This is a genomic window from Pseudomonas sp. Mn2068, assembly GCF_049319725.1.
GTDB lineage: Bacteria > Pseudomonadota > Gammaproteobacteria > Pseudomonadales > Pseudomonadaceae > Aquipseudomonas > Aquipseudomonas gingeri.
The window spans coordinates 1-24,929 of record NZ_JBMOUG010000006.1; the positions used below are offsets into that span (position 1 = coordinate 1).

Consider the following 24,929-nt stretch of genomic DNA (forward strand, 5'->3'; position numbering starts at 1 on the left):
CACTTGTGGGGGGAGGATGTTTGAGGGGGGGGGGGGCAAAGGGGTAGAGGGGGGTTTTTCTGTCCTGACCACGGACAAGCCGGCTCCTACAGGGTCTTATGCAAGGCCGATGATATGTCCACTGCCCTATACCGTCTGTTCCTCGCCCTCGCGCTGCTATTGCCGATGGCCGCCCACGCCAGCGATGCCAGCGACTTCGTCGCGGCCAATCCCCTGCAACAGGCCAAGCTCCTGGAAAGCTGGGCCGCCCAGCCCGATCCCGCGCGCGTCGAACTGATCAACAGCCTGCAACAGGGCGAGATCAGCGTCGACGGCGCTCTCCCGCAACCCGTGCGCCTGAACAACCGCCTGCGCGGCCTGATCGAGACCGCCGTCGCCGCCCAGCAACTGCTCGCCGCCGACGCCAAGGTGCGCCTGGGCGCCGCCCGGGAACTGCAGAAAAGCGCCAAGCCCGCACAGTTGGGCTTCCTCGACCGGCAACTGGCCGGCGAAACCGATGCCGATGTCCACGCGGCCCTGAGCCTGGCCCTGGCCAACCTGCAACTGGTGGACAGCGACCCGGCCGTGCGCCTGGCTGCCGTACGCCTGCTCGGCGAAACCGGCGATCCCCTGGCCCGGACCCGCCTCGAAGGCCTGCTCGCCCCCGGCGTCGAAGCCGATGCCGGCGTGCATACCGCCGCCGAGACCAGCCTGGCCCAGGTCAAGCGCAAGCTGATGGTGGGCGAGATCCTCGGCCAGGCCTTCAGCGGCATGTCCCTCGGCTCGATCCTGCTGCTGGCGGCCCTCGGCCTGGCGATCACCTTCGGCCTGCTCGGGGTGATCAACATGGCCCACGGCGAGATGCTGATGCTCGGCGCCTACGCCACCTACGTGGTGCAGTTGCTGTTCCAGCGCTTCCTGCCGCAGGCCATCGACTACTACCCGCTGGTGGCCCTGCCGGTGGCGTTCTTCGTCACCGCGGCCATCGGCATGGCCCTGGAGCGCACGGTGATCCGCCACCTCTACGGCCGCCCCCTGGAAACCCTGCTCGCCACCTGGGGCATCAGCCTGATGCTGATCCAGCTGGTGCGCCTGGTGTTCGGCGCGCAGAACGTCGAAGTCGCCAACCCGGCGTGGCTGTCCGGCGGCATCCAGGTCCTGCCCAACCTCGTCCTGCCCTACAGCCGTATCGTGATCATCGCCTTCGCCCTGTTCGTCGTGGTGCTGACCTGGCTGCTGCTGAACAAGACCCGCCTGGGCCTGAACGTGCGGGCGGTGACCCAGAACCGCAACATGGCCGCCTGCTGCGGCGTGCCCACCGGTCGCGTCGACATGCTCGCCTTCGGCCTCGGTTCCGGCATCGCCGGCCTCGGCGGCGTGGCCCTGAGCCAGATCGGCAACGTCGGCCCCGACCTGGGCCAGAGCTACATCATCGACTCGTTCCTGGTGGTGGTCCTCGGCGGCGTCGGCCAGTTGGCGGGCAGCGTCATGGCCGCCTTCGGCCTGGGCATCGCCAACAAGATCCTGGAACCGCAGATCGGCGCCGTGCTGGGCAAGATCCTGATCCTCGCGCTGATCATTCTGTTTATCCAGAAACGTCCGCAAGGGCTGTTCGCACTGAAAGGACGGGTGATCGACTGATGAACCAGCCCCTGATATTGACCGCGAGCCAGAAGGCCGGGCCCAAGGTGACCCTGATCGTCGGTGCCGTGGTGCTGCTGTTGCTGCTGGCGTTGCCGCTGCTCTCGCTGCTGGCGCCGGAAAACCCGCTGCAGGTCTCCGCCTATACCCTGACCCTGGTGGGCAAGATTCTCTGCTACGCCATTGTCGCCCTGGCCCTGGACCTGGTCTGGGGTTATGCCGGCCTGCTGTCCCTGGGCCATGGCCTGTTCTTCGCCCTGGGCGGCTATGCCATGGGCATGTACCTGATGCGCGAGGCCTCCGGCGATGAACTGCCGGCGTTCATGACCTTCCTGTCGTGGACCGAGCTGCCCTGGTACTGGACCGGCACCAGCCATTTCCTCTGGGCCCTGTGCCTGGTGGTGCTGGCGCCGGGACTGCTGGCCCTGGTCTTCGGTTTCTTCGCCTTCCGCTCGCGGATCAAGGGCGTGTATTTCTCGATCATGACCCAGGCCCTGACCTTCGCCGGCATGCTGTTGTTCTTCCGCAACGAGACCGGCTTCGGCGGCAACAACGGCTTCACCAACTTCCGCAGCATCCTCGGTTTCGGCATCACCGAGCCGGGCACCCGCGCGGTCCTGTTTCTCGCCACCGTGCTGCTCCTGGTCGCCAGCCTGTACTGCGGCTGGCGGCTGGCCCGGAGCAAGTTCGGCCGGGTGCTGACCGCCCTGCGCGACGCGGAAAACCGCCTGATGTTCTGCGGCTACGATCCACGCGGCTTCAAGCTCTTCGTCTGGGTCCTGAGCGCGGTGCTGTGCGGCCTGGCCGGGGCGCTGTATGTGCCACAGGTGGGCATCATCAACCCCAGCGAAATGTCGCCGACCAACTCCCTCGAGGCCGCCGTCTGGGTCGCCCTCGGCGGGCGCGGCACGCTGATCGGCCCGCTGCTCGGCGCTGGCCTGGTCAATGGCATGAAGAGCTGGTTCACCGTGGCCTTTCCGGAATACTGGCTGTTCTTCCTCGGTGCGCTGTTTATCGTCGTGACCCTGTACCTGCCCAAGGGTGTGATCGGCCTGTTGAAGAAAAGGGGTGAACAATGAGAATCACAGCAACGGCGCAGTTCATGCTGGAACCCATTCTCGAACCCCCTGCCTTTGATGCCAATCGGGACGCCGGCAGCAGCCGCGACGCCATCGGTCTCGGCCAGGCCGCCGGCACGGGCCTGAACACCCGCCACGGGACCATCCTGACCCTGGAAGATATCAGCGTCAGCTTCGACGGCTTCAAGGCGCTGAACGACCTCAACCTGTATATCGGCGTCGGCGAACTGCGCTGCATCATCGGTCCCAACGGCGCGGGCAAGACCACCCTGATGGACGTGATCACCGGCAAGACCCGGCCCAGCCACGGCAAGGCCTGGTTCGGCGAAACCCTCGACCTGACGCAGATGAGCGAAGTGCGGATCGCCCAGGCCGGGATCGGCCGCAAGTTCCAGAAACCCACGGTGTTCGAGGCCCTCAGCGTGTTCGAGAACCTCGAGCTGGCGCAAAAGACCGACAAGTCGGTGTGGGCCAGCCTGCGGGCGCGCCTGAGCGGCGAGCAGAAGGACCGCATTGCCCAGGTCCTGGAAACCATCCGCCTGACGGCCTCGGTCAATCGCCCGGCGGGTCTGTTGTCCCACGGCCAGAAGCAGTTCCTCGAGATCGGCATGCTGCTGATGCAGGACCCGCAACTGCTGCTGCTCGACGAGCCGGTGGCGGGCATGACCGATGCCGAGACCGAATTCACCGCCGAACTGTTCAAGACCCTCGCCGGCAAGCATTCGCTGATGGTGGTGGAACACGACATGGGCTTTGTCGGCTCGATTGCCGACCATGTCACGGTGTTGCACCAGGGCAGCGTGCTGGCCGAAGGATCGCTGGAACAGGTGCAGGAAAACGAGCGGGTGATCGAGGTCTACCTCGGGCGCTGAACCACAAGGAATCCGAACATGCTGCAAGTCGACAAGCTGCACCAGTACTACGGCGGTAGCCACATCCTGCGGGGCCTGTCGTTCGACGTGAAGGTCGGCGAAGTCACCTGCCTGCTCGGCCGTAACGGCGTGGGCAAGACCACCCTGCTCAAGTGCCTGATGGGCCTGCTGCCGGCCAAGGAAGGTGTCGTGCAGTGGGAAGGCAAGCCCATCACCCAGTTCAAGCCGCACCAGCGGGTGCATGCCGGCATCGCCTACGTGCCTCAGGGACGGGAAATCTTCGGGCGGCTGACGGTGGAAGAAAACCTGCTGATGGGCCTGTCGCGCTTCCCCGGCGCCGAAGCCCGTGAAGTCCCGGCGTTTATCTACGAACTGTTCCCGGTCCTGCTGCAGATGAAGCAGCGCCGTGGCGGTGACCTGTCCGGCGGCCAGCAGCAACAGCTTGCTATCGGAAGGGCCCTGGCCAGCCGCCCGCGCCTGCTGATCCTCGACGAACCCACCGAAGGCATCCAACCCTCGGTGATCAAGGAGATCGGCGCGGTGATCAAGAAGCTCGCGGCCCGCGGCGACATGGCCATCCTGCTGGTGGAACAGTTCTATGATTTTGCCGCCGAACTGGCCGATCAGTACCTGGTGATGTCCCGGGGCGAGATCGTCCAGCAGGGTCGCGGAGAAAATATGGAAGCCGAGGGTGTACGCGGCCTGGTTACGATCTAACCTGTAGCGTCCTGACGATAATCGGAACTCATGAACCTGCCCGCCTCTACCGCCCTGTTCACCCCCAGCTGGCACGCCGAGCTGGAGCTCGGCTACGCCCGTTTCGGCGCCACCACGCGCCCGGTCCAGCGCCGCCACAAGGGCCCGCTGCGGGTGCAGAAACACCTGTATGCCGAAGGCCCGGAGGTCTGCCAGCACATCATCGTCCACCCGCCGGGCGGAATTGCCGGCGGTGATCGCCTGGATATCCGCGCCAGCGTCGAACGCGATGCCTGGGCACAGCTGACCAGCCCCGGCGCCGCCAAGTGGTATCGCGCAACCGGCCCGGCCAGCCAGACCCTCAGCCTCAAGGTCGCCGCCGGGGCCACCCTGGAATGGCTGCCCCAGGAAACCATCGTCTTCAGCGCGGCCCAGGCCGAACTCGCCACCCGCATCGAGCTGGAGGGCGATGCGCGACTGTTCTACTGGGACATGGTCGCCCTCGGCCGCCCGGCCAGCGGCGAACGTTTCGACCGCGGGCACTTCCAGGCGCACCTCGATATCCGCCGCGACGGCCAGCCGCTGTGGCACGAGCGCCAGCGCATCGAGGGCGACGACGGCCTGCTGGATTCGCCGATCGGGCTCGACGGCCAGCCGGTGTTCGCCACCCTGCTGGTCACCGGTGAAATCGACAGCGAGCTGCTGGAGCGCTGTCGTAACCTGTCGACAGCCGTACGCGGCGACCTGAGCCAGCTCCCCGGCCTGCTGGTGGCCCGCTGCCTGGCTGGCCAGGCCCTGCATGCCCGGGCCTGGCTGATCGAATTATGGCGGCTGCTGCGCCCGGCACTGCTGGGTCGTGAGGCGGTGCCGCCAAGGATCTGGAACACATGACGTGCCTGTTCAACTGCCGGCCTTTGCTCTGCCTGCCTTTTCCCTGCCTGCCAATGGATCCTTGAACCATGGACCTGACTCCCCGCGAAAAAGACAAACTGCTGATTTTCACCGCTGGTCTGGTTGCCGAACGGCGCCTGGCCCGCGGGGTGAAACTGAACTATCCGGAAGCCATGGCCTATATCTCGGCCGCCCTGCTCGAAGGTGCCCGTGACGGCCAGACCGTGGCCGAACTGATGCACTACGGCACCACCCTGCTCAGCCGGGAACAAGTGATGGAAGGTATCCCGGAGATGATCCCGGAGATCCAGGTGGAAGCGACCTTCCCCGACGGCACCAAGCTGGTCACCGTCCACCAACCGATTGCCTGAGGCTCTTCATGTCCTACGTTATCCGCGACGCCCAGCATGCCGACCTGCCGGCCATTCGCGACATCTACAACGACGCGGTGCTCAACACCACCGCGATCTGGAACGAGCAACCGGTCGACCTGGGCAATCGCCAGGCCTGGTTCAGCGCCCGCCAGGCCCAGGCCTATCCGATCCTGGTGATCGTCGATGCCACGGACAGCGTGCTCGGCTACGCCTCCTATGGTGACTGGCGGCCCTTCGAAGGTTTCCGCCACACCGTCGAACACTCGGTCTACGTACGCAACGACCAGCGCGGCAACGGCCTCGGTCCACGGCTGATGGCGGCGCTGATCGAGCGCGCCAGGGACGGCGGCAAGCACATCATGGTGGCCGCGATCGAAAGCGGTAACGCCGCCTCCGTCCGCCTGCACGAGCGCCTGGGCTTCGCCAGCACCGGGCAGATGCCCCAGGTGGGCGTCAAGTTCGGCCGCTGGCTCGACCTGACTTTCATGCAGCTCTGCCTGAATCCGGGCGCAGAACCGCCCACCGCCAACCAGGAGTGATCCGCCGATGAACGCCGCCCAACTGCGTCGCGTCAATGCCGAAAGCTTTGCGCACTACCGCCAGGGTCTGATCGATCTCTTGCTCGATGCCGTGGGGCATGGCGCTTCCGTGGGGTTCATGGCCGACCTCGACGCCCACCAGGCCCGCGCCTACTTCGACGAGGTGCAGGCCGCCCTGCGGGACGGCAGCCTGCTGCTCTGGGTGGTGGTGCGCAACGAGCAGGTGCAGGCCAGCGTGCAACTGGGCCTGTGCCAGAAGCCCAACGGCCTGAACCGCGCCGAAGTGCAGAAACTGCTGGTCTTCAGCGAAGCGCGCCGCCATGGCCTCGGCCAGCAACTGATGCAGGCCGTGGAGCAGGCGGCCCGGGACCACAGGCGCGGCCTGCTGTACCTCGATACCCAGGCCGGCTCCGACGCCGAGGCGTTCTACAGCGCCCTGGGCTATACCCGCGTCGGCGAGCTGCCGAACTACTGCATGACACCGGACGGTCGCCACCAGGCGACCACCCTCTACTACAAGACACTGGGGTTACCTGCATGATTCCTGGCGAATACCAGATCCAGCCCGGCGAGATCGAGCTCAATGCCGGTCGTCGCACCCTGCGCCTGAACGTGGCTAACAGCGGTGACCGGCCGATCCAGGTCGGTTCCCACTACCACTTTTTCGAAACCAACGATGCCCTCGACTTCGACCGTGCCGCCAGCCGCGGCATGCGCCTGAACATCCCGGCCGGCACCGCCGTGCGCTTCGAACCGGGCCAGGCCCGCGAAGTGGAACTGGTGGATCTGGCGGGGCTGCGCCGGGTGTTCGGCTTTGCCGGACGCGTCATGGGCGACCTGGACAAGGAACCTGCATGAAAATCTCCCGACAAGCCTACGCCGACATGTTCGGCCCCACGGTCGGCGACAAGGTGCGCCTGGCCGATACCGACCTGTGGATCGAAGTGGAAAAGGACTTCACCACCTACGGCGAAGAAGTGAAGTTCGGCGGCGGCAAGGTCATCCGTGACGGCATGGGCCAGGGCCAGTTGCTGGCCGCCGAGGTGGTCGACACGCTGATCACCAACGCCCTGATCATCGACCACTGGGGCATCGTCAAGGCCGACGTCGGTCTCAAGGACGGACGCATCGCCGCCATCGGCAAGGCTGGCAACCCGGACATCCAGCCCGACGTGACCATCGCCATCGGCGCCAGCACCGAAGTCATCGCCGGCGAAGGCATGATCCTCACCGCCGGCGGCATCGACACCCACATCCACTTCATCTGCCCGCAGCAGATCGAAGAAGCGCTGATGAGCGGCGTCACCACCATGATCGGCGGCGGCACCGGGCCGGCCACTGGCACCAACGCCACCACCTGCACGTCCGGGCCCTGGCACCTGGCGCGCATGCTGCAGGCCGCCGATGCCTTCCCGATGAACATCGGTCTCACCGGCAAGGGCAACGCCAGCCTGCCGGAACCGCTGGTCGAGCAGGTCAGGGCCGGCGCCATCGGCCTCAAGCTCCACGAAGACTGGGGCACCACGCCCGCGTCCATCGACAACTGCCTGAGCGTGGCCGACCAGTACGATGTGCAGGTGGCGATCCACACCGACACCCTCAACGAATCCGGCTTTGTCGAAACCACCCTCGGCGCGTTCAAGGGCCGTACCATCCACACCTATCACACCGAGGGTGCGGGCGGCGGCCATGCGCCGGATATCATCAAGGCCTGCGGCTTCGCCAACGTCCTGCCGAGCTCGACCAACCCGACCCGGCCCTTCACCCGCAACACCATCGACGAACACCTGGACATGCTGATGGTCTGCCATCACCTCGATCCGAGCATCGCCGAGGACGTGGCCTTCGCCGAAAGCCGCATCCGCCGGGAAACCATCGCCGCCGAGGATATCCTCCACGACCTCGGTGCGTTCTCGATGATCAGTTCCGACAGCCAGGCCATGGGCCGGGTCGGCGAAGTCATCACCCGTACCTGGCAGACCGCCGACAAGATGCACAAGCAACGCGGGCCGCTGCCGGGCGATGGCGAGGGCAACAGCAACTTCCGGGTCAAGCGCTATATCGCCAAGTACACCATCAACCCGGCGATCACCCACGGCATCAGCCATGAGGTGGGTTCCATCGAGATCGGCAAGTGGGCCGACCTGGTGCTGTGGCGCCCGGCCTTCTTCGGCGTCAAGCCGACCCTGATCCTCAAGGGCGGGGCGATTGCCGCCAGCCTCATGGGCGACGCCAACGCCTCGATCCCGACGCCGCAACCGGTCCACTACCGGCCGATGTTCGCCAGCTATGGCGGTTCGCTGCACGCCACCAGCCTGACGTTCATCAGCCAGGCGGCCCGGGATGCGGGCCTGCCCGAGAGCCTGGGGCTGAAGAAACGGATCGCCGTGGTCAAGGGTTGCCGTACGGTGCAGAAGACCGACCTGATCCATAACGACTACCTGCCGGACATCGACGTCGACCCGCAGACCTACCAGGTCAAGGCCGATGGCGTGCTGCTCTGGTGCGAGCCGGCGGAGGTGCTGCCGATGGCGCAGAGGTATTTCCTCTTCTAGGAGCAGGCAGGGCAACGATTAGGGGCTAAGATGCAACACATCCAGCCCCTTTCGCAGTCTTCATCAAGGTATCGGTCATGCGCCTGTCTGACTTTATCGTGCTGCATGTTGACGCCATCGTCGATGATTGGGAGCAGTTTGCCAAAACCCTGACGCCCGCCGCGGACAGCATGGGCCGGGTCGCCCTGCGCGATCATGCCAAGTCGATCCTGCTGGCGGCCGCGCGGGACATGGAAACCGCCCAGAGCGCCAGCCAGCAGGCGGACAAGGCCAAGGGCGAAGGCCCGGAGAACAGCCCCAGCCTCGATATCGCCGCCGCCAGCCATGGTGAATTGCGCCATAACGTCGGTTTCGACCTGGTCCAGATGACGTCGGAGTTCCGTCACCTGCGGGCCTGCGTGATCCGGCGCTGGGTCAACAACCTGTCCTCGCCGGAACTGACCTACTTCCAGGACATGATCCGCTTCAACGAAGCCATCGACGAAGCCCTCGCCGAGTCCACCGTCGCCTATGCCGAGCAGGTCAATCGCTCGCGGGACATCTTCCTCGCCATTCTCGGACACGACCTGCGCGCGCCCTTGCAGGCGGTGACCATGTCGGCGGAAATGCTGGTGCGCAAGACCCAGCTCAATGAAACCGCCATGGGTTATGTGAAGAACATCAAGAGCAGCGCCCGCCACATGGGGGCGATGGTCAACGACCTGCTGGAGTTCGTGCGCAGCCGCCTGGGCAGCCAGTTGCCGATAGACCCGGCGCCCATGGACCTGGTGAGCGCGGCGAAAGCCGCCCTCAACGAAGCCTGGGCCGGTCAGCCGGAGTGTCGCCCGAGCCTGAAGGTCGAAGGCGATATGCATGGGGTCTGGGATCGGGGGCGGATCGAACAGATGCTGCAGAACCTGATCGGCAATGCCCTGCAGCACGGGGCCAGCCGGCGCAAGGTGACCCTGACCCTGATCGGCGGCGAAGACAGCGTCAGCCTGTCCATGCACAACTTCGGCCCGCCGATTCCGGCCGAGTCGCTGGCGACGATCTTCGATCCGCTGGTACGCAACGCCGCCGAGGAACTCGGCCAGACGGGCGCCTCGACCAGCCTGGGGCTGGGCCTGTTTATCGTCAAGGAAGTGGTGACGGCCCATCAGGGCAGTGTCGAGGTCAGCTCCAGCGAGGAAGAAGGCACGCGGTTCAGGGTCGTGCTGCCGCGAGTCTCGCGCGCCCAATCCTGAGCGGCTGCCGGGCTACTCGTCGACCAGCCGGTCCAGGCGCTGCCTGAGCATGCGGTTTTCCGCCCGCAGCTCGCGAACCTCGCCCAGCAGTTCCAGGGCCAGGGCGACGCCTTCCCACTCCAGTTCGAGGTCGTGGCGCAGCTTCGCCGCGCGCCGGGCGATAACCAGTTCATGGTCGAGAAAGCGCCAGGCCTCCGGTGAGCGGCCCTGAGGTTCGAGGATGCCGTGTTCGACGATTTCGATCACGTAGGCGACCGGCAGGTCGGACGCCTCGCAGAAGGCTTGCATATCCAGTTGAACGACGCTCAGGGCTGGGCTCATGATCAGCTACTCCATTGCTCTCTCGGGTCGAATGCGGCCTTCTTCGCCAGTTCCTGCCACAACGCCTTCACGGCATCGTCGCTCTGCCTGGGCATGACCGCCTTGAGTTGCACGAACAGATAACCGCGCTGCCCGGCCTTGTTCAGCAGGCCATGGCCCTTGGCGCGCATGCGCTGGCCGTTCTGGCTGCCCGCCGGGACCTTGAGGTTGATCTTGCCGGTCAGGGTCGGCACCGCCACTTCGGTGCCCAGTGCCAGTTCCCACGGCGCCAGGGGCAGCGTGATGATCAGGTCTTCACCTTCGACATCGAATTTCGGATGGGGTGCGAAGCGGATCGTCAGGTACAGGTCGCCATTGGCCCCGCCACCGAGCCCCGGCGCGCCCTGGCCCTTGAGGCGGATGCGCTCGCCGTCGGTCACCCCCGCCGGAATCTTCACGTTCAGGCTCTTGCTGGTGTTGCTCACATGCTGGCCGGCCGCGTTGTACTGCGGGACCTGAAAGGTGACCTTCTTCGATTCGTTGGTCAGGCTCTCTTCCAGGAAGATCGGTAGTTCCATTTCCACGTCTTGCCCTCGACGACCGGCGCTGCGGCCCGATTGTCCGCTACTGAAACCGGCACCGCGCGAGCCGAAGATCGAACTGAAGAAGTCCGAGAAGTCACCACCACCAGCGCCACCAAAACCGCCGCCCGCGCCACGTCCCTGCCAGCCCGGCGGGCCCTGGAACGGCTGGCCATGCTGGCCGTATTTGCGCAGATCGTCATATTCGGCGCGCTTGTCGGCGCTTTTCAGCGCTTCATAGGCTTCGGAGGCGTCCTTGAATTTCGCCTCGGCGTCCTTTTCCTTGCTGACATCCGGGTGATACTTGCGCGCCAGCTTGCGGTACGCGGCCTTGATGGTCTTGTCGTCCGCCGTCGGCTCAACACCCAGGATCTTGTAATAGTCTTTGAAGTCCATCTAAGGATCACCCTGCGTTATCGATATCGCACCGTCCGACAGCCCACAGCATGCGCTTTTCGGCGCAACGAGGATTGACCGATCTCAAGGCTGTGACTGGGCGGTGCGGCAAAAGTTTATCGGCCGTGCCGGCGATTTCTTGTCATCGCCGTTACACAAGTCGAACCAATGACTGCAAGTTTGGGGGTGATGGCCCGCCTTTCAAGTCGACAAGGCACGATTTAGCGGATAGTCGGCCTTCGATTCCGCGCCCGACTGACATACACTGCGCGGCCGTTTTTTAACCGGAACTCGAAAGACATGAAAAGCGCATCTCCAGCCCGTGCCTGCGGTATCGACTTCGGCACGTCCAACTCCACGGTCGGCTGGCTGCGCCCCGGCATGGAAACGCTCATCGCGCTGGAGGACGACAAGATCACCCTGCCTTCGGTGGTCTTTTTCAATATCGAGGAACGTCGCCCGGTCTACGGCCGCCTGGCGCTGCACGAGTACCTGGAAGGTTACGAAGGCCGGCTGATGCGCTCGCTCAAGAGCCTGCTGGGGTCCAAGCTGATCAAGCATGACACCAGCGTGCTGGGCACCGCCCTGCCGTTCAAGGACCTGCTCGGGCTGTTTATCGGCCAGCTGAAAAGCCGCCTGGAAGCCACCGCCGGTCGTGAGTTCGAACAGGTGGTACTGGGCCGCCCGGTGTTTTTCGTCGACGAGGACCCGGTCGCCGACCAGGAAGCCGAAGACACCCTGGTGGAAGTGGCGAAGAAGATCGGCTTCAAGGACGTGTCCTTCCAATACGAACCGATTGCGGCGGCCTTCGACTACGAGTCGACCATCGAGCGCGAAGAGCTGGTCCTGATCGTCGACATCGGCGGCGGTACGTCCGACTTCTCGCTGGTGCGCCTGTCGCCGGAGCGCCGTGGCCTGGATAACCGCCACGACGATATCCTCGCCACCGGCGGCGTGCATGTCGGCGGGACCGACTTCGACAAGCAACTGAGCCTGCAGGGCGTGATGCCGCTGTTCGGCTACGGCAGCCGGATGAAAAGTGGCGCCTACATGCCCACCAGCCACCACATGAACCTGGCGACCTGGCACACCATCAACTCGGTGTACTCGCAGAAGTCCCAGCTGGCCCTGGGCAGCATGCGCTACGACATCGAGGACACCGGTGGCATCGACCGCCTGTTCAAGCTGATCGAACAGCGCGCCGGGCACTGGCTGGCGATGGAAGTGGAAGAAACCAAGATCCAGCTGACCCACGCCGAAAGCCGCCATGTACCGCTGGACCGCATCGAGCCGGGGCTGAGCGTGGAGTTGAGCCGGGCGCTGTTCGAAGCGGCCATCGACAACCTGCTGGAGCGTATTCGCAATAGCGTCACCCGTTTGCTCGATGATGCCGGCGTGAGCGTCGAACAGGTCGACACGGTGTTCTTCACTGGCGGTTCGAGCGGGATTCCGGCGCTGCGCCAGAGCGTCTCGGCCATGCTGCCGAACGCGCGGCATGTGGAAGGGAATATCTTCGGCAGCATCGGCAGCGGCCTGGCGATCGATGCGCGCAAGCGCTACGGCTGAAAATCACGGGAGCTGGCTGGCTCTCACTGGACTCTATGTCGCCCACCACCATCAGCGGCGCCCCCGAACCTGTAGGAGCTGGCTTGCCAGCGAAGAGGCCATCAGCGGCGCCCCGAACCTGTAGGAGCTGGCTTGCCAGCGAAGGGGCCATCAGCGGCGCTGCAAGTCTCAAGGCCCACTCCCGCAAGGTTCGAACCCCGCCCGGGGTTGCACTCAGACCAGCTCCGCCAACCTCAGCTCGCTCTTGAGATACGCATAATAGATCGGTCCCGCCACCACCCCCGGCAAGCCGAATGCGGCCTCGAACACCAGCATTGCCATGAGCAACTCCCACGACTTGGCGCTGATCTGCCCGCCGACGATCCGCGCGTTGAGGAAGTACTCCAGCTTGTGGATAAACATCAGGTAGCCCAGCGCAGCCGCCGCGACCCAGATCGACAGCGACAGGCCGACGATGGTGATCAGGGTGTTGGACATCAGGTTACCGATCACCGGTAGCAGCCCGAGCAGGAAGGTCAGCACGATCAGGGTCTTGGTCAGCGGCAGCTTGATCCCGCAGAGCGGCAGAATCACCGCCAGGAAGATCGCGGTGAAGGCGGTATTGAGCGCCGAAATCTTGATCTGGGCGAAGACGATATTGCGAAACGCCTGGACCAGCAGGCGCAGGCGATCGAACAGGGCCGCCGCCAGGGGCTTGCGCTGGCTGACATCCGAGACGTGCTGCAAGGCCACGATCGCCCCCAGCACCATACCGATCAGCAGGGTCACGAACATATGCGCCGCGTCCTTGCCCACCAGTTGCAATTCGCTCAGGTGCTTGCTCAACCACTCGCCGATGGCCACCTGGAACTCCGCGGCGCTGGCCGGCAGGTAGGCGTCGATCACCGGCGGCAACTGTCCGCGGGCCTTGTCCACCACGACCATGAACTTGCCGAGGGAGGCCCCCGGGTTTTCCGCCTCATGCAACAGGAAGCTGATGGCGCCGGCAAAGATCAGGCTCAGCACACTGACGATCAACGTGCCCAGCAAGGCCACCGCCAGCCAGCGCGCGCGCCGCCCGGCAATCAGGTGCTCGAGCTTGGGCGTGAGCATATTGACCAGCTCGAACACCAGCAGGCCGGCCAGCAGGCTTGGCAGCAACTTCAACGGCAATACCAGCAGCAACCCACCGAAGACGATGATCAAACTGGCCAAGACTACGTAACGCTGGGAAAACGCTGACATACAGCCTCAAAACAAAATGCAGCTAAAGGATAGGCAGTCTGCCAGCGTTCCACCGGCAGGACTAGGGGGACTTGGACGCCTCGGCAAACGAAGCGGGAAAGTCATCGAGCAACGTGACAGGGATGCGCTGACCAGCCCGGGTGACGTCATAAACCTGCTGCCGGCACGCATCGCCGTCATGGATAAAGCTGAACTCCACCAGATAGACCTTCTGCTTCTGCGGCACAAAGCTGCTGCCAAGGGTTCCGCAGCTGTAGGAGGTAGGCACTGTCGGATTGGCGACCTGTTTCTGCTCCCACTTGTTGCTCGAATAATTGAACGTGTGCTCCGTCGTGTACTCGCTGATATAGCCCGGTGCCGGTTTGCGGCCATTAAACTGCGAATAGCCAAGTACCTTGAACCGCTGGTCGGGGTCGACCTGCAGTTCGCGCCTGGTACGAAGCCATCCCCACTTCGAGGGTTTGACCAGAGTCCCCAGCTCTTCCGGGCTCTGTTGCGCATCGCTGCCGCGCTTCGCCGAGAACTGCACCGGGTTGAAGGTATCCCCGGCCACCTGCAGGATGACTTTCGCATGCTCGGCGTCCACCACCAACGGCTGGTCTTCAGGCCGGGGGGGCAGGCGAAAATCCGGTCTCCAACGCTGGAGCTGGGCGCCACTGCAAGCGCATTGGGTCAGGACCAGGAGCAGCAAGACGATTCTCTTCACGGCACATCCCTATGGTGACCAATGGACGCCCCCAGGGAGGGGTATCGTCTCATCCGCGGCGCACAATAACAAAACGCCACTATCGCGCCGAATCATAACCAAAGGGACAGCCTGAAGTGCGGGGATTTCGCAAACCGACGAGGAATACGGCAAGGCCTCCCACCGCCACGGGGGACGCCTTGCCGGGCAGGGCTACTTGTTCTTCAGGCAGGTGCTCATGAAGGCCTTGCGTTCGTCGCCCTTGAGCGCCTTGGTGGTCGCATCGGCATTGCAGGTCTTCATCTTGTCATGCTGGGTGGCGGGCTTGGCGGCTTTCAGGCAGTTGCTCATGAAGGCCTTGCGTTCATCGCCCTTGAGCGCCTTGGTGGTGGCGTCGGCGTTGCAGGACTTCATCTTGTCCTGCTGGGCCTGTTGCGCGGCGGTGGCGGCAAAGCCCTGGGAACACAGCAGCAGGCCTACCATCAACAAAGGAATACGCAGCATCTTCATGGAGTTTTCTCCTTGTTACCGCGCCGATGGGCACGGCCTCTGAAGGAGTGTAGACAAACACTGTTACACCTCCAGCCGCAGGCGCCCTAGAGTGAGCGCGACTGCCGGCGATACTGCTCCGGCGAACAACCGGCCTGGCGCTGGAACATGGCGATAAAGGCCGAGGCGGTGCTGTAGCCCATATCGAACGCGATCTCCTGCACGCTGCGCGGCCCTTCCAGGGCCTGGATCGACCAGACAAAGCGCAGGCGCTGGCGCCATTCGCCGAAACTCACGCCCAGCTCCCGGACAAACAGGCGCGCCAGGGTCCTCTCGCTGACATGCAGGCTCGCCGCCCATTGCCCCAGCGAGCGGTTGTCCGCCGGATCGTCCTGCAAGCCTTCGAGCACCGAGAGCAACCCCGGCTCATCGGAATACGGCAGGTAGCAGCTGTGGACCTTGGCCAGGTGCAACTGGTCCACCAGCACCTGGGCCAGCCGCACATCGGCCGGATCGCTGGGGATCTTCACATCGCGGCGGGCGAAATCGCTGAGAATCGCCTTGAGGATATCGCTGATCGCCAGGGTGCTCGCCACCTCGGGCATGCCGTGGCAGTGCTCCTCGGCGAGGTAGACCGAACGGTAGACGATCGCGTGGGCGTTGTAGGCGCTGTGCTCGGTGTTGGGGGGAATCCACAGGGCGTAGCGCGACGGCGACATGAAGCGCTGGCCGGCCACTTCGTAGTGGATGACGCCATGGGACACGTAGTCGAGCGAACCCCAGGAATGCCGATGGGACTCGGCATGGCTGCCGGGGCCGAATTCGGCATAACGAAAGTACACCGGCGCCGGCAGATCGGGGAAACGGGGGATCTCGATGGGGATCTTGCGCATGCTGTCCGGATTCCGACGCTGATTGACCGGATCGAAGTATAGGCTTTGATCCGGACAGATGGATAATTCCCGCTCACTACTGCTCTGGTCGTCACCCCATGCAATACGCGTTTCCCCTGCTCGCCATTTTCATCTGGGCCGGCAACACCGTCGTCAACAAGATGGCCGTCGGCTCGATCTTCCCCGCCGAGATCGGTTTCTACCGCTGGCTGCTCGCCGCGCTGCTGTTCACCCCCTTCATGCTCCGCCCGGTCATCGCCAACTGGGGGGCGATCCGCGCGCACCTGGGCAAGATCGTCGTCCTCGGCGTGCTCGGCATGGCGGTCTACCAGAGCCTGGCCTACTACGCCGCGACCCTGACCACGGCGACCAACATGGGCATCATCCTCTCGCTGATGCCACTGATGTCCCTGGCCCTGGCGATCATCAGCCTCGGCCAGCGCCTGACCGCCGGGGCGCTGACCGGCGCGGTGCTGTCCTTCGCCGGCGTGCTGGTGGTGGTCTCGGCCGGCAACCTCGGCTCATTGCTGACCCACGGCGTGAACCTGGGCGATGCGATGATGCTGATCGCGACCCTGGCCTATGCGATCTACAGCACGCTGCTGAAGAAGTGGCAATTGCGCCTGCCACCGTTGCAACTGCTGTACCTGCAGATCCTGGTGGCGGTGGTGGTGCTGTTCCCGCTGTTCTGGCTCTCGCCCAAGGTCGGGCCGAACCTGCAGAACGCCGGCCTGGTGCTGTACGCCTGCCTGTTGGCGTCGATGCTCGCGCCACTGATGTGGATGAGCGCGGTGGGCAAGCTGGGGCCGAGCCGCACGGTGCTGTTTTTCAACCTGCTGCCGATCCTCACCGCCCTGATCGCCGCCGCGGTACTGCACGAACAACTGGCGCTGTTCCACCTGTTGGGCGGGGCGCTGACCCTGGGCGGGGTGATCCTCTCCGAGCGCTGGACCACACCACTGGGCAAGGCCCGCTGAGTGCCTGGCGGGGCGCTACAGCCCCGCCGCCTTCAGGCGCCGGGCATGCTCGACAAACAGGCGGATCGGCGCGACCCCCTTGCCCACCAGGTCCATTGACTGGTTGACGATATCGAAGTGGTCCAGGGGATAGTCGTCGCCGATCACCGTCCCCAGGTGCGAGCTGTAGCGCCCGACCATGCCATCGCACTGCCCGGCTTCGCGGATAAAGGTCCTGGCGAACAGGCGGCAACTGCGATTCGTGCCGTCGAACAGATTGCGCCCGCGATCGGTGATGCCCGGCTGCAAGGTCCCGGACCAGGAGTAATAGCGCACGCCGTCGACCAGCTCGGGCCCCTGCCCGCCCCAACTGTCCGGTAACCCTTGCGGGTACTGCCGGTTGAACAGGGCCACGCCTTCGCTGGTCAGCGACTGATGGGAGGCGGCCAGGTCCATCGGCAGGCCCGGCCCGCGATAGCCGGTTTCCAGCCAGCCCATGATCCGCGCGACGACACAGAGCACGAAGGTCAGCAGGCGCCCGCGCACGCTGGTCGGCGGGTAGTGCCGCTGGAAGTGGTCGGCCAGCTCCGAACCATGGTTGGGCCCGGCCACCGAGGTCACCGAAGCCACCCACTCCGGACGCCTGGCCGCCGCATAACGTGCCGTCAACGCCCCCTGGCTGTGACCGATCAGGTTGACCTTGTCGGCCCCGGTTTCGCGGCGGATCTGCTCGATGCGCTGCAGCAACTGCTCGCCACGCACTTCATTGGCGTGCAGCGGCGACACCTGCACCGGGAATACCGTCGCCCCGCCCTGGCGCAACGCCTCGGCGATACCGTACCAGTAGGGAAACAGCAGCAGCCGGACAAATCCGAGCATGCCCGGCACCAGCACCAGCGGATAACGCGTGGCGAGTTCTTGCGACATCGACGACCATCCATGACGGGAAGAAATAGAGCCTAGCCGCAATGCACCGGCCAGGTGCAAAAGCATCGGTACTGAAGATGACAACACGGCGACACGACGCTTATTTCAACCCCACCACGCCGACCACGATCAGTCCGACCGACACCAGCTTGACCGCCGTCAGGCTTTCCCCCAGCAGCAGGAACCCGAGCAATACCGTGCCCAATGAACCGATGGCGGTCCAGATCGGATAGGCGATGCTGACCGGCAGCACCCGCAGCGACAGGGTCAGGAAGTAGATCCCGCCCACCGCCGCGATCACGGTGGCGAGCGAGGGCCAGAGGCGGGTGAAACCCTCGGCGTACTTCATGCCCAGCGCAAAGGTGACTTCGAAGGCCGCCGCGATCAGCAGATGGATCCAGGGCATGGCCATCCCTCAGAGCGTCCGCGCCAGGTCCAGCAGGCGCCGTTCGGCGTCGGCCAGGGCGGCCTGGAACGATGCCCCGCCGGACTCCTCGCCCTCGACGGCGACAACCGTGACCTCCTCGATTCCGATAAAGCCCAGCACCGTACGCAGCAACGGCTCGGCGTGGTTCATCGCCTCCAGCGGTCCGCCCGGCCCCATGCCGTGCCCGCCACGGCTGCTGATGATCAACGCCTTCTTGCCCTGCACCCGCGGGTGATACTGGGCGACACCATTGTCGAGGCTGAAGTCGAAGGTCAGCCCGACCCGCACGATCTGGTCCAGCCAGGCCTTGAGCCCGCTGGGAATACTGAAGTTGTGCATCGGCGTGGCAATCACCAGCAGGTCGTTGAGCAGCAGCTCGCCCACCAGTTCATCGCTGAACGCCAGGTCCGCCTGCATCGCCTGCGGGCGCTCGGCGGGCCGTGGATAAAACGCCGCGGCGATAAACGCTTCGTTGACCGGAGCAATCAACGCACGCCCGGTCTCCCGGCGCGTCAGGCGGGCCTGGGGATGCGCCTCGCCATAGGCCCCCAGAAACACCTCGGCCAGACGCCGCGACTGGGAACGCTCACCCCGTGGACTGGCTTCGACAACAAGAATCCTGCTCATCTGTTTCCCCTTTACCGAACACTGCTGGCCAGCTCAGAATGAACCTGCCTCCTGCCGCAAAAGCTAGAGGCAACGCCTCATCGGAACAAATGAGCAATAGTCATTCAGGATGAGTTCAATTCATCCATGGAGCCGAGCATGTTCGCCAGCCTGCCACTCACCGCGCTGCGCGCCTTCGAATCCGCCGCGCGCCTGCGCAGCTTCAAGGCGGCCGCCGAAGAACTGACCGTGACGCCGACCGCCGTGTCCCATCAGATCCGGTCGCTGGAAGGCTGGCTCGGCGTACCGCTGTTCGAACGCCTGCCACGCCAGGTGCGCCTGACCGACGCGGGCGAGCGACTGTTCCGCAGCCTGCATGGCGCGCTGCTGGAGGTCGCCCAGAGCGTCGATACCCTGCGCCCGCAACGCAGCGGCACCAGCCTGACGATTTCCACCACCCCGGCCTTTGCCGCCCTCTGGCTGGTGCCGCGCCTGGGACGTTTCTATGCCAGTCATCCGAACATCAGCCTGCGCCTCGACACCCACTGCGAAGTCCACGACCTGCACCAGGACGCCAGCATCGACATGGTGATCCGCTACAGCCTCGACGACTGGCCGAACCTGTACGGCCAATGCCTGTTCGACGAATGCTTCACGGTCTACGGCTCACCGGCCCAGGTGGCCCTGGCGGCACAACACCAGCCGACCCTGATCAGCGTCCACTGGCACAACTCCAAGCTCTACGCCAGGGGCTGGGAAGCCTGGTGCGACCTGGCGGGGGAAAGCTGGATGCAGGGACAACCGGTCATTCGCGAATACGATGAGGAGCATTACGCATTGCAGGCGGCGATCGGCGGACAGGGCCTGGTGCTGGCCAGTTCGATCCTGGTCTCGGAAAGCGTCGCCAGTGGCCTGCTGCAGGCTTATCGCCCGGACATCAGCGTCGACGGTGCCGGCTACAGCGCCCTCTGCGTGCCCGGACGCGAACGGCATCCGCCGGTGCGGGCGTTTTTCCAGTGGTTGGCGCAAGAGGCGCGGGCGTCCGGACACCGGCCGATCCGCCCCCTCGCGGTCGAAGAGACAATCGGATAAAACTTTTCCCGTCGCCCGAGACTCACAACCAGGTAGCGATCTCGCCAGCAGAGCGAGGCGCCTAACCGGATTAGTCAGGAGATCGAGATGAGCGACATGCATTTGTCCGATGTAACCACCCTTCGTGAACGCGCCCGCAAGAACGTCGAAAACGGTGCCGTCACCGAAGGCTACAGCGCAGACCGCGACGAGATCCTGCGGCTGCTCAACGAATCGCTGGCCACCGAGCTGGTCTGCACCCTGCGCTACAAACGTCACTACTTCATGGCCACCGGTCTCAAGGCCAGCGTCGCCGCCGACGAGTTCCTCGAGCATGCCAACCAGGAAATGGCCCATGCCGACCGCCTGGCCGAACGCATCGTGCAACTGGGTGGCGAACCGGAATTCAATCCGGACCTGCTGTCCCAGCACTCCCATGCCCAGTACGTGGCCGGCAAGACCCTCAAGGAAATGGTCTATGAAGACCTGGTGGCCGAACGCATCGCCGTGGACAGTTACCGCGAGATCATCCAGTTCATCGGCGACCAGGACCCGACCACGCGGCGGATCTTCGAGGACATCCTCGCCCAGGAAGAAGAACATGCCGATGATATGGCGGATATCCTGAAAGACCTCTGAATCACGGAAACATCTGCCCCTTGTGGAAGCAGGGAGCACCTGTGGGAGGATGGGGGGCAGCACCTGTGGGAGCGGGCTTGCCCGCGAAGAAGATGCCGCGGTGTACCTGATACAGCGCGGCGTTCTCAGGATTCGCGGGCAAGCCCGCTCCCACATGGCTTACTCCCAGACAAGCCCACTACCACAATCCGACCCTGCAACGCGCAGCAGGCCGAGGCCGGCCTTCAATTGCGGACGGTCTTGGGCGCCTTGCCCGACTTCATCTGCTCCAGCAACGGCGCGCACTGATTCGGCACGTCGCCACTGGGCGCCACCAGCGCCAGCAGTCCCGCCGCCGGGCCGGCGATCACGCCCAGGGCAACCATGCCCGCGCCCCGCAGCAACAGCGGCACCGCCTGCACACCGGCATCGGGCTTGATGAACTTGCCACGCACATACAGGGGCGAACGCAGGGACAACAGGCGGAAGCCCTTGGATTCGGGACTGATCTTCAGGTCCAGCTGCTCATTGGCGAAATTCGCCGTGCCATCGATATAGATGATCGCGTTCTCGGTATCGAAGACAAACAGCCGGGTAGTCGCCAGACCGCTCTTGATCCCCAGGTCCGCGGCCGCACAGTTGATCTTCACTTCCTTGTCGCCAAAGATCTTGCCGACCACGTAGTTGCCGACATTGAGCCCGGCGATCTCCATCAGGCCACGACTGATCGCACCGTCGTTGACCAGCATCTTCAGGTCGCCATTGGACGTGCCCAGCAGCTTGGCCACCGAGTTGCCGGTGCCGCTGATGTCGGCATCGCCATTGAGCTCGCCGAAGCTGGTCTTCATCGGCTCGAAGGTCGGGAACAGTTGCTTGAGCTTGAAGTTGCGCGCGGTCAACCGGGCCCGCCCCTGCATCGGCGCCGTACGACCATTGAGGCGGATCTGCGCATCGAGCTTGCCGCCCGCCACGCCGAAACGCAGGGGCTCGAGGCTCAGTTCGCCGTCGGTGAGCACCAGGTGGGTATAGAGATCGGTGAAGGGCAACTCCGCGCTGTGGACGATACGCTTGCCGGTGAACTCCACATCGGCATCCATATCGCGCCAGCGCTCGGTGCGGAACTCTTCCACCGGCAGGACCTTGTCCGCGGGCTGCTTGCTCTCGCCACCACGGGCCTTCTGCTTGGCATTTGAATCGGCGCCGATCAGCGGCGCCAGGTCGGTCATCAGCAGTTGGTTCGACACCAGCACGCCGCTGAGCTTGGGCCGCGGCTGGCTGGCGACATAGGCCAGGTCACCGTGGATGTCGCTGGTGCCGATCTTGCCGTTGAACTTCTCGTAGGTGAAGGTCGCCCCGCCCGGCTCATGCAGCCGCGCAATCAGATGGCCGTCGGTTTCATAGGCCGGCGAGTCGGGCAGGGTCACCCCGGTCAGCGGGTAGAGGTTGCCCAGGCTGCTCCCGGCCAGCGTCAGGCGCAGGTCCAGGGCGCCAAGGTTGCGCGGGTCGGTCAGGGTACCGGCGACGGCGATACGGGTGTCGGCGATTTTCACATCGGCCTGCACCGGGAAGGGCCTGGTCGCGTCCTGCAACGCCAGCAGGCCGCCGACCTTGCCGGTACCGGCGAGATTCTGGCCGTGGTACTGGCCCTTGACCTTCAGCGCGAACGCATAGTCCTGCGGCGCGACGCCCTTTTCCCGGGCCTTCTTCGCCGCGCTGTCACCGACGATATCGCTGAACGGAACGGGCTTGCCCAGCGGATCGATCAGCAGGTCGAGCCGGGTGTTCAGGCTTTTGTCATCCAGGGTCACATGGCCCTTGTCGAAGCCGATGGCACCGATATCCACCACCCAGCTGGATGGCTGCTCGTTCGGGTCCTTGGGGTCGAACTGGAACGTCCAGTTGGCGCGACCATCGGCCAGGCGTTCGAGGCTCGCATTCGGCTCGGTCAGGTCGATCCGCGGGATCACCACCCGTTGCGCCAGCAGCGGCAACGGCGACAGCCGCAACTCGACGCGCTTGAGCTCGACCATCTGCGGGGTCTTCGACCAGTCCGGATTGCCCAGCGTGAGGTCTTCGGCAATCACATGGGGCCAAGGCAACCAGGCCCGCCAGCCGCCCTCGTCGGGCTCACGCTGCCAGCGCACCGCCAGGTCGCCATTGATGGCGAACGGCCGATGCAGGATCTCGGAGACTTTGGCATTGATCGGTGGCTTGACCCGGTTCCAATCGAAGAACGCGATGATCGCCACCAGCACCGCCAGCAGCAGGACCAGGCTGGCGCTGGTCCAGGCGAGGATTTTTCGAGTGCGCGTCATTGCACGGGGGCTCCTGATGACAACTGAACGTCCAAAAAGCGACGCGGAATACCTTTACGACTGACAAACACCCGCCAAGGTTTAATGAAAAAGACCATTGATCGACAAATCCAAGGCCGCCGGAGCTGACCAATCAGACAGTTTTTTGTTCCGCCGACGCCCTGCCATGGCGCAAGCATGGGTAGAAAATACCCAATACGGAGCACCGGTAACGCCCGGAAAGCACCGACCTAGAGGGGTTTGGGTAGAACAATCAATTCCGTTGATTATTACCATTGTCTTTATGAACTTTTATATCGACTTTGCAAGAGTAGCATTAGCTTCGTACCCACTTTCTCGCCCTCCTACGGAGCAACCGATCATGAAACGCCAATTACTGCTCAGCCTCACCCTTGCCGTCCTTGCTGCCAACGCCTATGCCTTGCCAGCCCGCGAACAAGCCGCACCTCAGGCACAAGCCAGCCACGCCACTGTCAGCCAGTCGCTGAACACCCTGGCCGCGGATGGTTCGGATCGCACGCCACAAGGCCAGACCCAGGCTGCCGCCGACGACACCTCTGACCGTGCCCCACAAATCCGCTCCCTGGCTTCCGACGGTACCGAGCGCACCCCACAAGGTCAGACCCTGGCTGCCGATGGTAGCGACCGTACCCCACAAGGCCAGACCCTGGCTGCCGATGGTAGCGACCGCACTCCACAAGGCCAGACCCTGGCTGCCGATGGTAGCGACCGCACCCCACAAGGCCAGACCCTGGCTGCCGACGGTAGCGACCGCACCCCACAAGGCCAGACCCTGGCTGCCGATGGTAGCGACCGCACTCCACAAGGCCAGACCCTGGCTGCCGACGGTAGCGACCGCACTCCACAAGGCCAGACCCTGGCTGCCGATGGTAGCGACCGCACTCCACAAGGCCAGACCCTGGCTGAAGGTGGCAACGATCGCCTGAAAGACAAAGGCCTGATCACCGAAGGCGGTGCCGATCGCCTGGCCGAACGTCACCAGTCCTTGAGCTAAGGCCATGCTGGCCTGGAACAAAGCCCGGTCCCCTGGATCGGGCTTTGACATTTCTGCAGCACCGGTTCATCGCATCACCCGCCAGTTGCATCGCCGCGTTCGACGCCGGCAAAGCTGATTTGCTAGAGTGCCCCGCTCTTGTCCTCCAGAAAAACGCCCCTCCCGATGCTGCCCCGTGCCGAACAGAAACAACAGACCCGCCATGCCCTGATGGACGCCGCGCGCCATCTGATGGAGGGTGGGCGTGGGTTTGGCAGCCTCAGCCTGCGGGAAGTGGCAAAAACCGCCGGCATCGTGCCGACCGGCTTCTATCGGCATTTCGACGATATGGACCAGCTCGGCCTGGCGCTGGTCAGCGAAGTCGGCCAGACCTTCCGAGAAACCATCCGGCTGGTCCGGCACAACGAGTTCGTCATGGGCGGCATCATCGATGCCTCGGTGAGGATCTTCCTCGATGTCGTGGCGATGAACCGCTCGCAATTCCTGTTTCTCGCCCGCGAGCAGTACGGCGGATCATTGCGCGTGCGCCAGGCCATCGGCATCCTGCGCGAACATATCAGTTCGGACCTGGCCGCCGACCTGACCTTCATGCCCAAGCTGCAGCACCTGGACGCCGCCGGCCTGGCGGTCATGGCCGACCTGATCGTCAAGAGCGTGTTCGCCACCTTGCCGGAAATCATCGACCCGCCCCTCGAACCGCTGCCCGAGCACCTGACGCCGCAAGCCAAGATCACCCAGCAACTGCGCTTCATCTTTATCGGCTTGAAACACTGGCAGGGCCTGGGCAGCACCGAGTAACGCAGCCCGGGGGAGCGGACCTGTGGGAGCGGGCTTGCCCGCGAAGAGGCCCTGGAGCGAAAGACGCACCGGAACAGAGCCAAAAATACCATCGCGCACCATCTTGAAACATTCAGAAACACCGCTACGCTCCCTTTTCAGGCGCTCCGTGCTTTCTGACAGGGCTTTCCTACGTTTCGCCCGATTGGCAAGCCCCTTGCTCTAGCTCAAGCA

27 protein-coding genes are annotated in these 24,929 nt (G+C 64.4%); 17 read left to right on the forward strand and 10 right to left on the reverse strand.

Features of this window, described 5'->3' with window-relative positions:
- The first annotated feature begins 114 nt into the window (after window positions 1–114).
- The 11 genes from urtB (at window position 115) to ACL9RJ_RS15235 (ending at window position 9,849) form a co-directional block, all read left to right on the forward strand.
- Window positions 115–1,620, forward strand: coding sequence for an urea ABC transporter permease subunit UrtB (gene urtB, locus ACL9RJ_RS15185; RefSeq protein ID WP_422765430.1), 1,506 nt, complete (start codon window positions 115–117; stop codon window positions 1,618–1,620).
- A complete protein-coding gene (gene urtC / locus ACL9RJ_RS15190) occupies window positions 1,620–2,699 on the forward strand; it encodes an urea ABC transporter permease subunit UrtC (RefSeq protein WP_422765431.1) in 1,080 nt (359 codons plus the stop codon). The genes urtB and urtC overlap by 1 nt, the downstream gene beginning before the upstream one ends.
- Complete coding sequence (gene urtD / locus ACL9RJ_RS15195) at window positions 2,696–3,571, forward strand: urea ABC transporter ATP-binding protein UrtD (RefSeq protein WP_042935141.1); 876 nt, start codon at window positions 2,696–2,698, stop codon at window positions 3,569–3,571. The genes urtC and urtD overlap by 4 nt, the downstream gene beginning before the upstream one ends.
- A gap of 18 nt (window positions 3,572–3,589) precedes the next feature.
- Window positions 3,590–4,288: an urea ABC transporter ATP-binding subunit UrtE gene (urtE, locus tag ACL9RJ_RS15200; RefSeq protein ID WP_422765432.1), complete on the forward strand. Its 699-nt coding sequence runs from the start codon at window positions 3,590–3,592 to the stop codon at window positions 4,286–4,288.
- A gap of 30 nt (window positions 4,289–4,318) precedes the next feature.
- A complete protein-coding gene (locus ACL9RJ_RS15205) occupies window positions 4,319–5,158 on the forward strand; it encodes an urease accessory protein UreD (RefSeq protein WP_177127891.1) in 840 nt (279 codons plus the stop codon).
- Window positions 5,159–5,226: 68 nt separating this feature from the next.
- Entirely contained in the window at window positions 5,227–5,529 is a 303-nt protein-coding gene (gene ureA / locus ACL9RJ_RS15210; protein WP_007937143.1) for an urease subunit gamma, read from the forward strand.
- A gap of 8 nt (window positions 5,530–5,537) precedes the next feature.
- Entirely contained in the window at window positions 5,538–6,071 is a 534-nt protein-coding gene (locus ACL9RJ_RS15215; protein WP_422765433.1) for a GNAT family N-acetyltransferase, read from the forward strand.
- Window positions 6,072–6,078: 7 nt separating this feature from the next.
- Entirely contained in the window at window positions 6,079–6,612 is a 534-nt protein-coding gene (locus ACL9RJ_RS15220) for a GNAT family N-acetyltransferase (protein WP_177083300.1), read from the forward strand.
- A complete protein-coding gene (locus ACL9RJ_RS15225) occupies window positions 6,609–6,929 on the forward strand; it encodes an urease subunit beta (protein ID WP_017125665.1) in 321 nt (106 codons plus the stop codon). Before ACL9RJ_RS15220 ends, ACL9RJ_RS15225 begins: the two co-directional genes overlap by 4 nt.
- Window positions 6,926–8,626 (forward strand): urease subunit alpha, encoded by a 1,701-nt coding sequence (gene ureC, locus ACL9RJ_RS15230; RefSeq protein ID WP_017125666.1) that lies wholly within the window; start codon window positions 6,926–6,928, stop codon window positions 8,624–8,626. The genes ACL9RJ_RS15225 and ureC overlap by 4 nt, the downstream gene beginning before the upstream one ends.
- A gap of 77 nt (window positions 8,627–8,703) precedes the next feature.
- Window positions 8,704–9,849: a sensor histidine kinase gene (locus ACL9RJ_RS15235; RefSeq protein ID WP_017125667.1), complete on the forward strand. Its 1,146-nt coding sequence runs from the start codon at window positions 8,704–8,706 to the stop codon at window positions 9,847–9,849.
- Window positions 9,850–9,861: 12 nt separating this feature from the next.
- Here ACL9RJ_RS15235 and ACL9RJ_RS15240 read toward each other — a convergent pair whose 3' ends face one another.
- The gene (locus ACL9RJ_RS15240; protein ID WP_017125668.1) at window positions 9,862–10,170 is read right to left on the reverse strand and encodes a chaperone modulator CbpM; all 309 of its coding nucleotides are present in this window, start codon (window positions 10,168–10,170) and stop codon (window positions 9,862–9,864) included.
- A 2-nt stretch (window positions 10,171–10,172) separates the two neighbouring features.
- Window positions 10,173–11,126, reverse strand: a complete 954-nt coding sequence (locus tag ACL9RJ_RS15245) for a DnaJ C-terminal domain-containing protein (protein ID WP_177083305.1) — start codon at window positions 11,124–11,126, stop codon at window positions 10,173–10,175.
- A 300-nt stretch (window positions 11,127–11,426) separates the two neighbouring features.
- On the opposite strand from ACL9RJ_RS15245, the gene ACL9RJ_RS15250 reads away from it, so the two are divergent.
- A complete protein-coding gene (locus ACL9RJ_RS15250; RefSeq protein WP_017125670.1) occupies window positions 11,427–12,692 on the forward strand; it encodes an Hsp70 family protein in 1,266 nt (421 codons plus the stop codon).
- Window positions 12,693–12,905: 213 nt separating this feature from the next.
- On the opposite strand, the gene ACL9RJ_RS15255 is transcribed toward ACL9RJ_RS15250, so the two are convergent.
- The 4 genes from ACL9RJ_RS15255 to ACL9RJ_RS15270 form a co-directional block, all read right to left on the reverse strand.
- Window positions 12,906–13,916 (reverse strand): AI-2E family transporter, encoded by a 1,011-nt coding sequence (locus ACL9RJ_RS15255; protein WP_017125671.1) that lies wholly within the window; start codon window positions 13,914–13,916, stop codon window positions 12,906–12,908.
- A 61-nt stretch (window positions 13,917–13,977) separates the two neighbouring features.
- Window positions 13,978–14,622 (reverse strand): hypothetical protein, encoded by a 645-nt coding sequence (locus ACL9RJ_RS15260; protein WP_177118095.1) that lies wholly within the window; start codon window positions 14,620–14,622, stop codon window positions 13,978–13,980.
- Window positions 14,623–14,814: 192 nt separating this feature from the next.
- Window positions 14,815–15,111, reverse strand: coding sequence for a PsiF family protein (locus ACL9RJ_RS15265; protein WP_422765434.1), 297 nt, complete (start codon window positions 15,109–15,111; stop codon window positions 14,815–14,817).
- Window positions 15,112–15,197: 86 nt separating this feature from the next.
- Complete coding sequence (locus tag ACL9RJ_RS15270) at window positions 15,198–15,983, reverse strand: AraC family transcriptional regulator (RefSeq protein ID WP_017125674.1); 786 nt, start codon at window positions 15,981–15,983, stop codon at window positions 15,198–15,200.
- 98 nt (window positions 15,984–16,081) lie between these two features.
- Here ACL9RJ_RS15270 and ACL9RJ_RS15275 point away from each other — a divergent pair, with 98 nt between their 5' ends.
- Window positions 16,082–16,960, forward strand: a complete 879-nt coding sequence (locus ACL9RJ_RS15275; RefSeq protein WP_017125675.1) for a DMT family transporter — start codon at window positions 16,082–16,084, stop codon at window positions 16,958–16,960.
- Window positions 16,961–16,975: 15 nt separating this feature from the next.
- On the opposite strand, the gene ACL9RJ_RS15280 is transcribed toward ACL9RJ_RS15275, so the two are convergent.
- The 3 genes from ACL9RJ_RS15280 to ACL9RJ_RS15290 form a co-directional block, all read right to left on the reverse strand.
- Window positions 16,976–17,866, reverse strand: coding sequence for an esterase/lipase family protein (locus ACL9RJ_RS15280; protein ID WP_422765435.1), 891 nt, complete (start codon window positions 17,864–17,866; stop codon window positions 16,976–16,978).
- Between the two features lie 100 nt (window positions 17,867–17,966).
- Window positions 17,967–18,272: a DMT family transporter gene (locus ACL9RJ_RS15285; protein ID WP_042935172.1), complete on the reverse strand. Its 306-nt coding sequence runs from the start codon at window positions 18,270–18,272 to the stop codon at window positions 17,967–17,969.
- A gap of 9 nt (window positions 18,273–18,281) precedes the next feature.
- The gene (locus ACL9RJ_RS15290; RefSeq protein ID WP_017125678.1) at window positions 18,282–18,920 is read right to left on the reverse strand and encodes an FMN-dependent NADH-azoreductase; all 639 of its coding nucleotides are present in this window, start codon (window positions 18,918–18,920) and stop codon (window positions 18,282–18,284) included.
- Between the two features lie 126 nt (window positions 18,921–19,046).
- Here ACL9RJ_RS15290 and ACL9RJ_RS15295 point away from each other — a divergent pair, with 126 nt between their 5' ends.
- Together ACL9RJ_RS15295 and ACL9RJ_RS15300 are read left to right on the forward strand one after the other, a co-directional pair.
- Window positions 19,047–19,991 (forward strand): LysR substrate-binding domain-containing protein, encoded by a 945-nt coding sequence (locus tag ACL9RJ_RS15295; RefSeq protein ID WP_178990790.1) that lies wholly within the window; start codon window positions 19,047–19,049, stop codon window positions 19,989–19,991.
- A gap of 87 nt (window positions 19,992–20,078) precedes the next feature.
- The gene (locus ACL9RJ_RS15300; RefSeq protein ID WP_017125680.1) at window positions 20,079–20,609 is read left to right on the forward strand and encodes a ferritin-like domain-containing protein; all 531 of its coding nucleotides are present in this window, start codon (window positions 20,079–20,081) and stop codon (window positions 20,607–20,609) included.
- Between the two features lie 224 nt (window positions 20,610–20,833).
- Here the strand turns inward: ACL9RJ_RS15300 and ACL9RJ_RS15305 are convergent, their stop codons facing one another.
- Entirely contained in the window at window positions 20,834–22,903 is a 2,070-nt protein-coding gene (locus ACL9RJ_RS15305; protein WP_017125681.1) for an AsmA family protein, read from the reverse strand.
- Window positions 22,904–23,264: 361 nt separating this feature from the next.
- Here ACL9RJ_RS15305 and ACL9RJ_RS15310 point away from each other — a divergent pair, with 361 nt between their 5' ends.
- Complete coding sequence (locus ACL9RJ_RS15310) at window positions 23,265–23,918, forward strand: hypothetical protein (RefSeq protein ID WP_422765436.1); 654 nt, start codon at window positions 23,265–23,267, stop codon at window positions 23,916–23,918.
- Between the two features lie 165 nt (window positions 23,919–24,083).
- Window positions 24,084–24,716, forward strand: coding sequence for a TetR family transcriptional regulator (locus tag ACL9RJ_RS15315; RefSeq protein ID WP_017125683.1), 633 nt, complete (start codon window positions 24,084–24,086; stop codon window positions 24,714–24,716).
- Window positions 24,717–24,929: the final 213 nt, after the last annotated feature.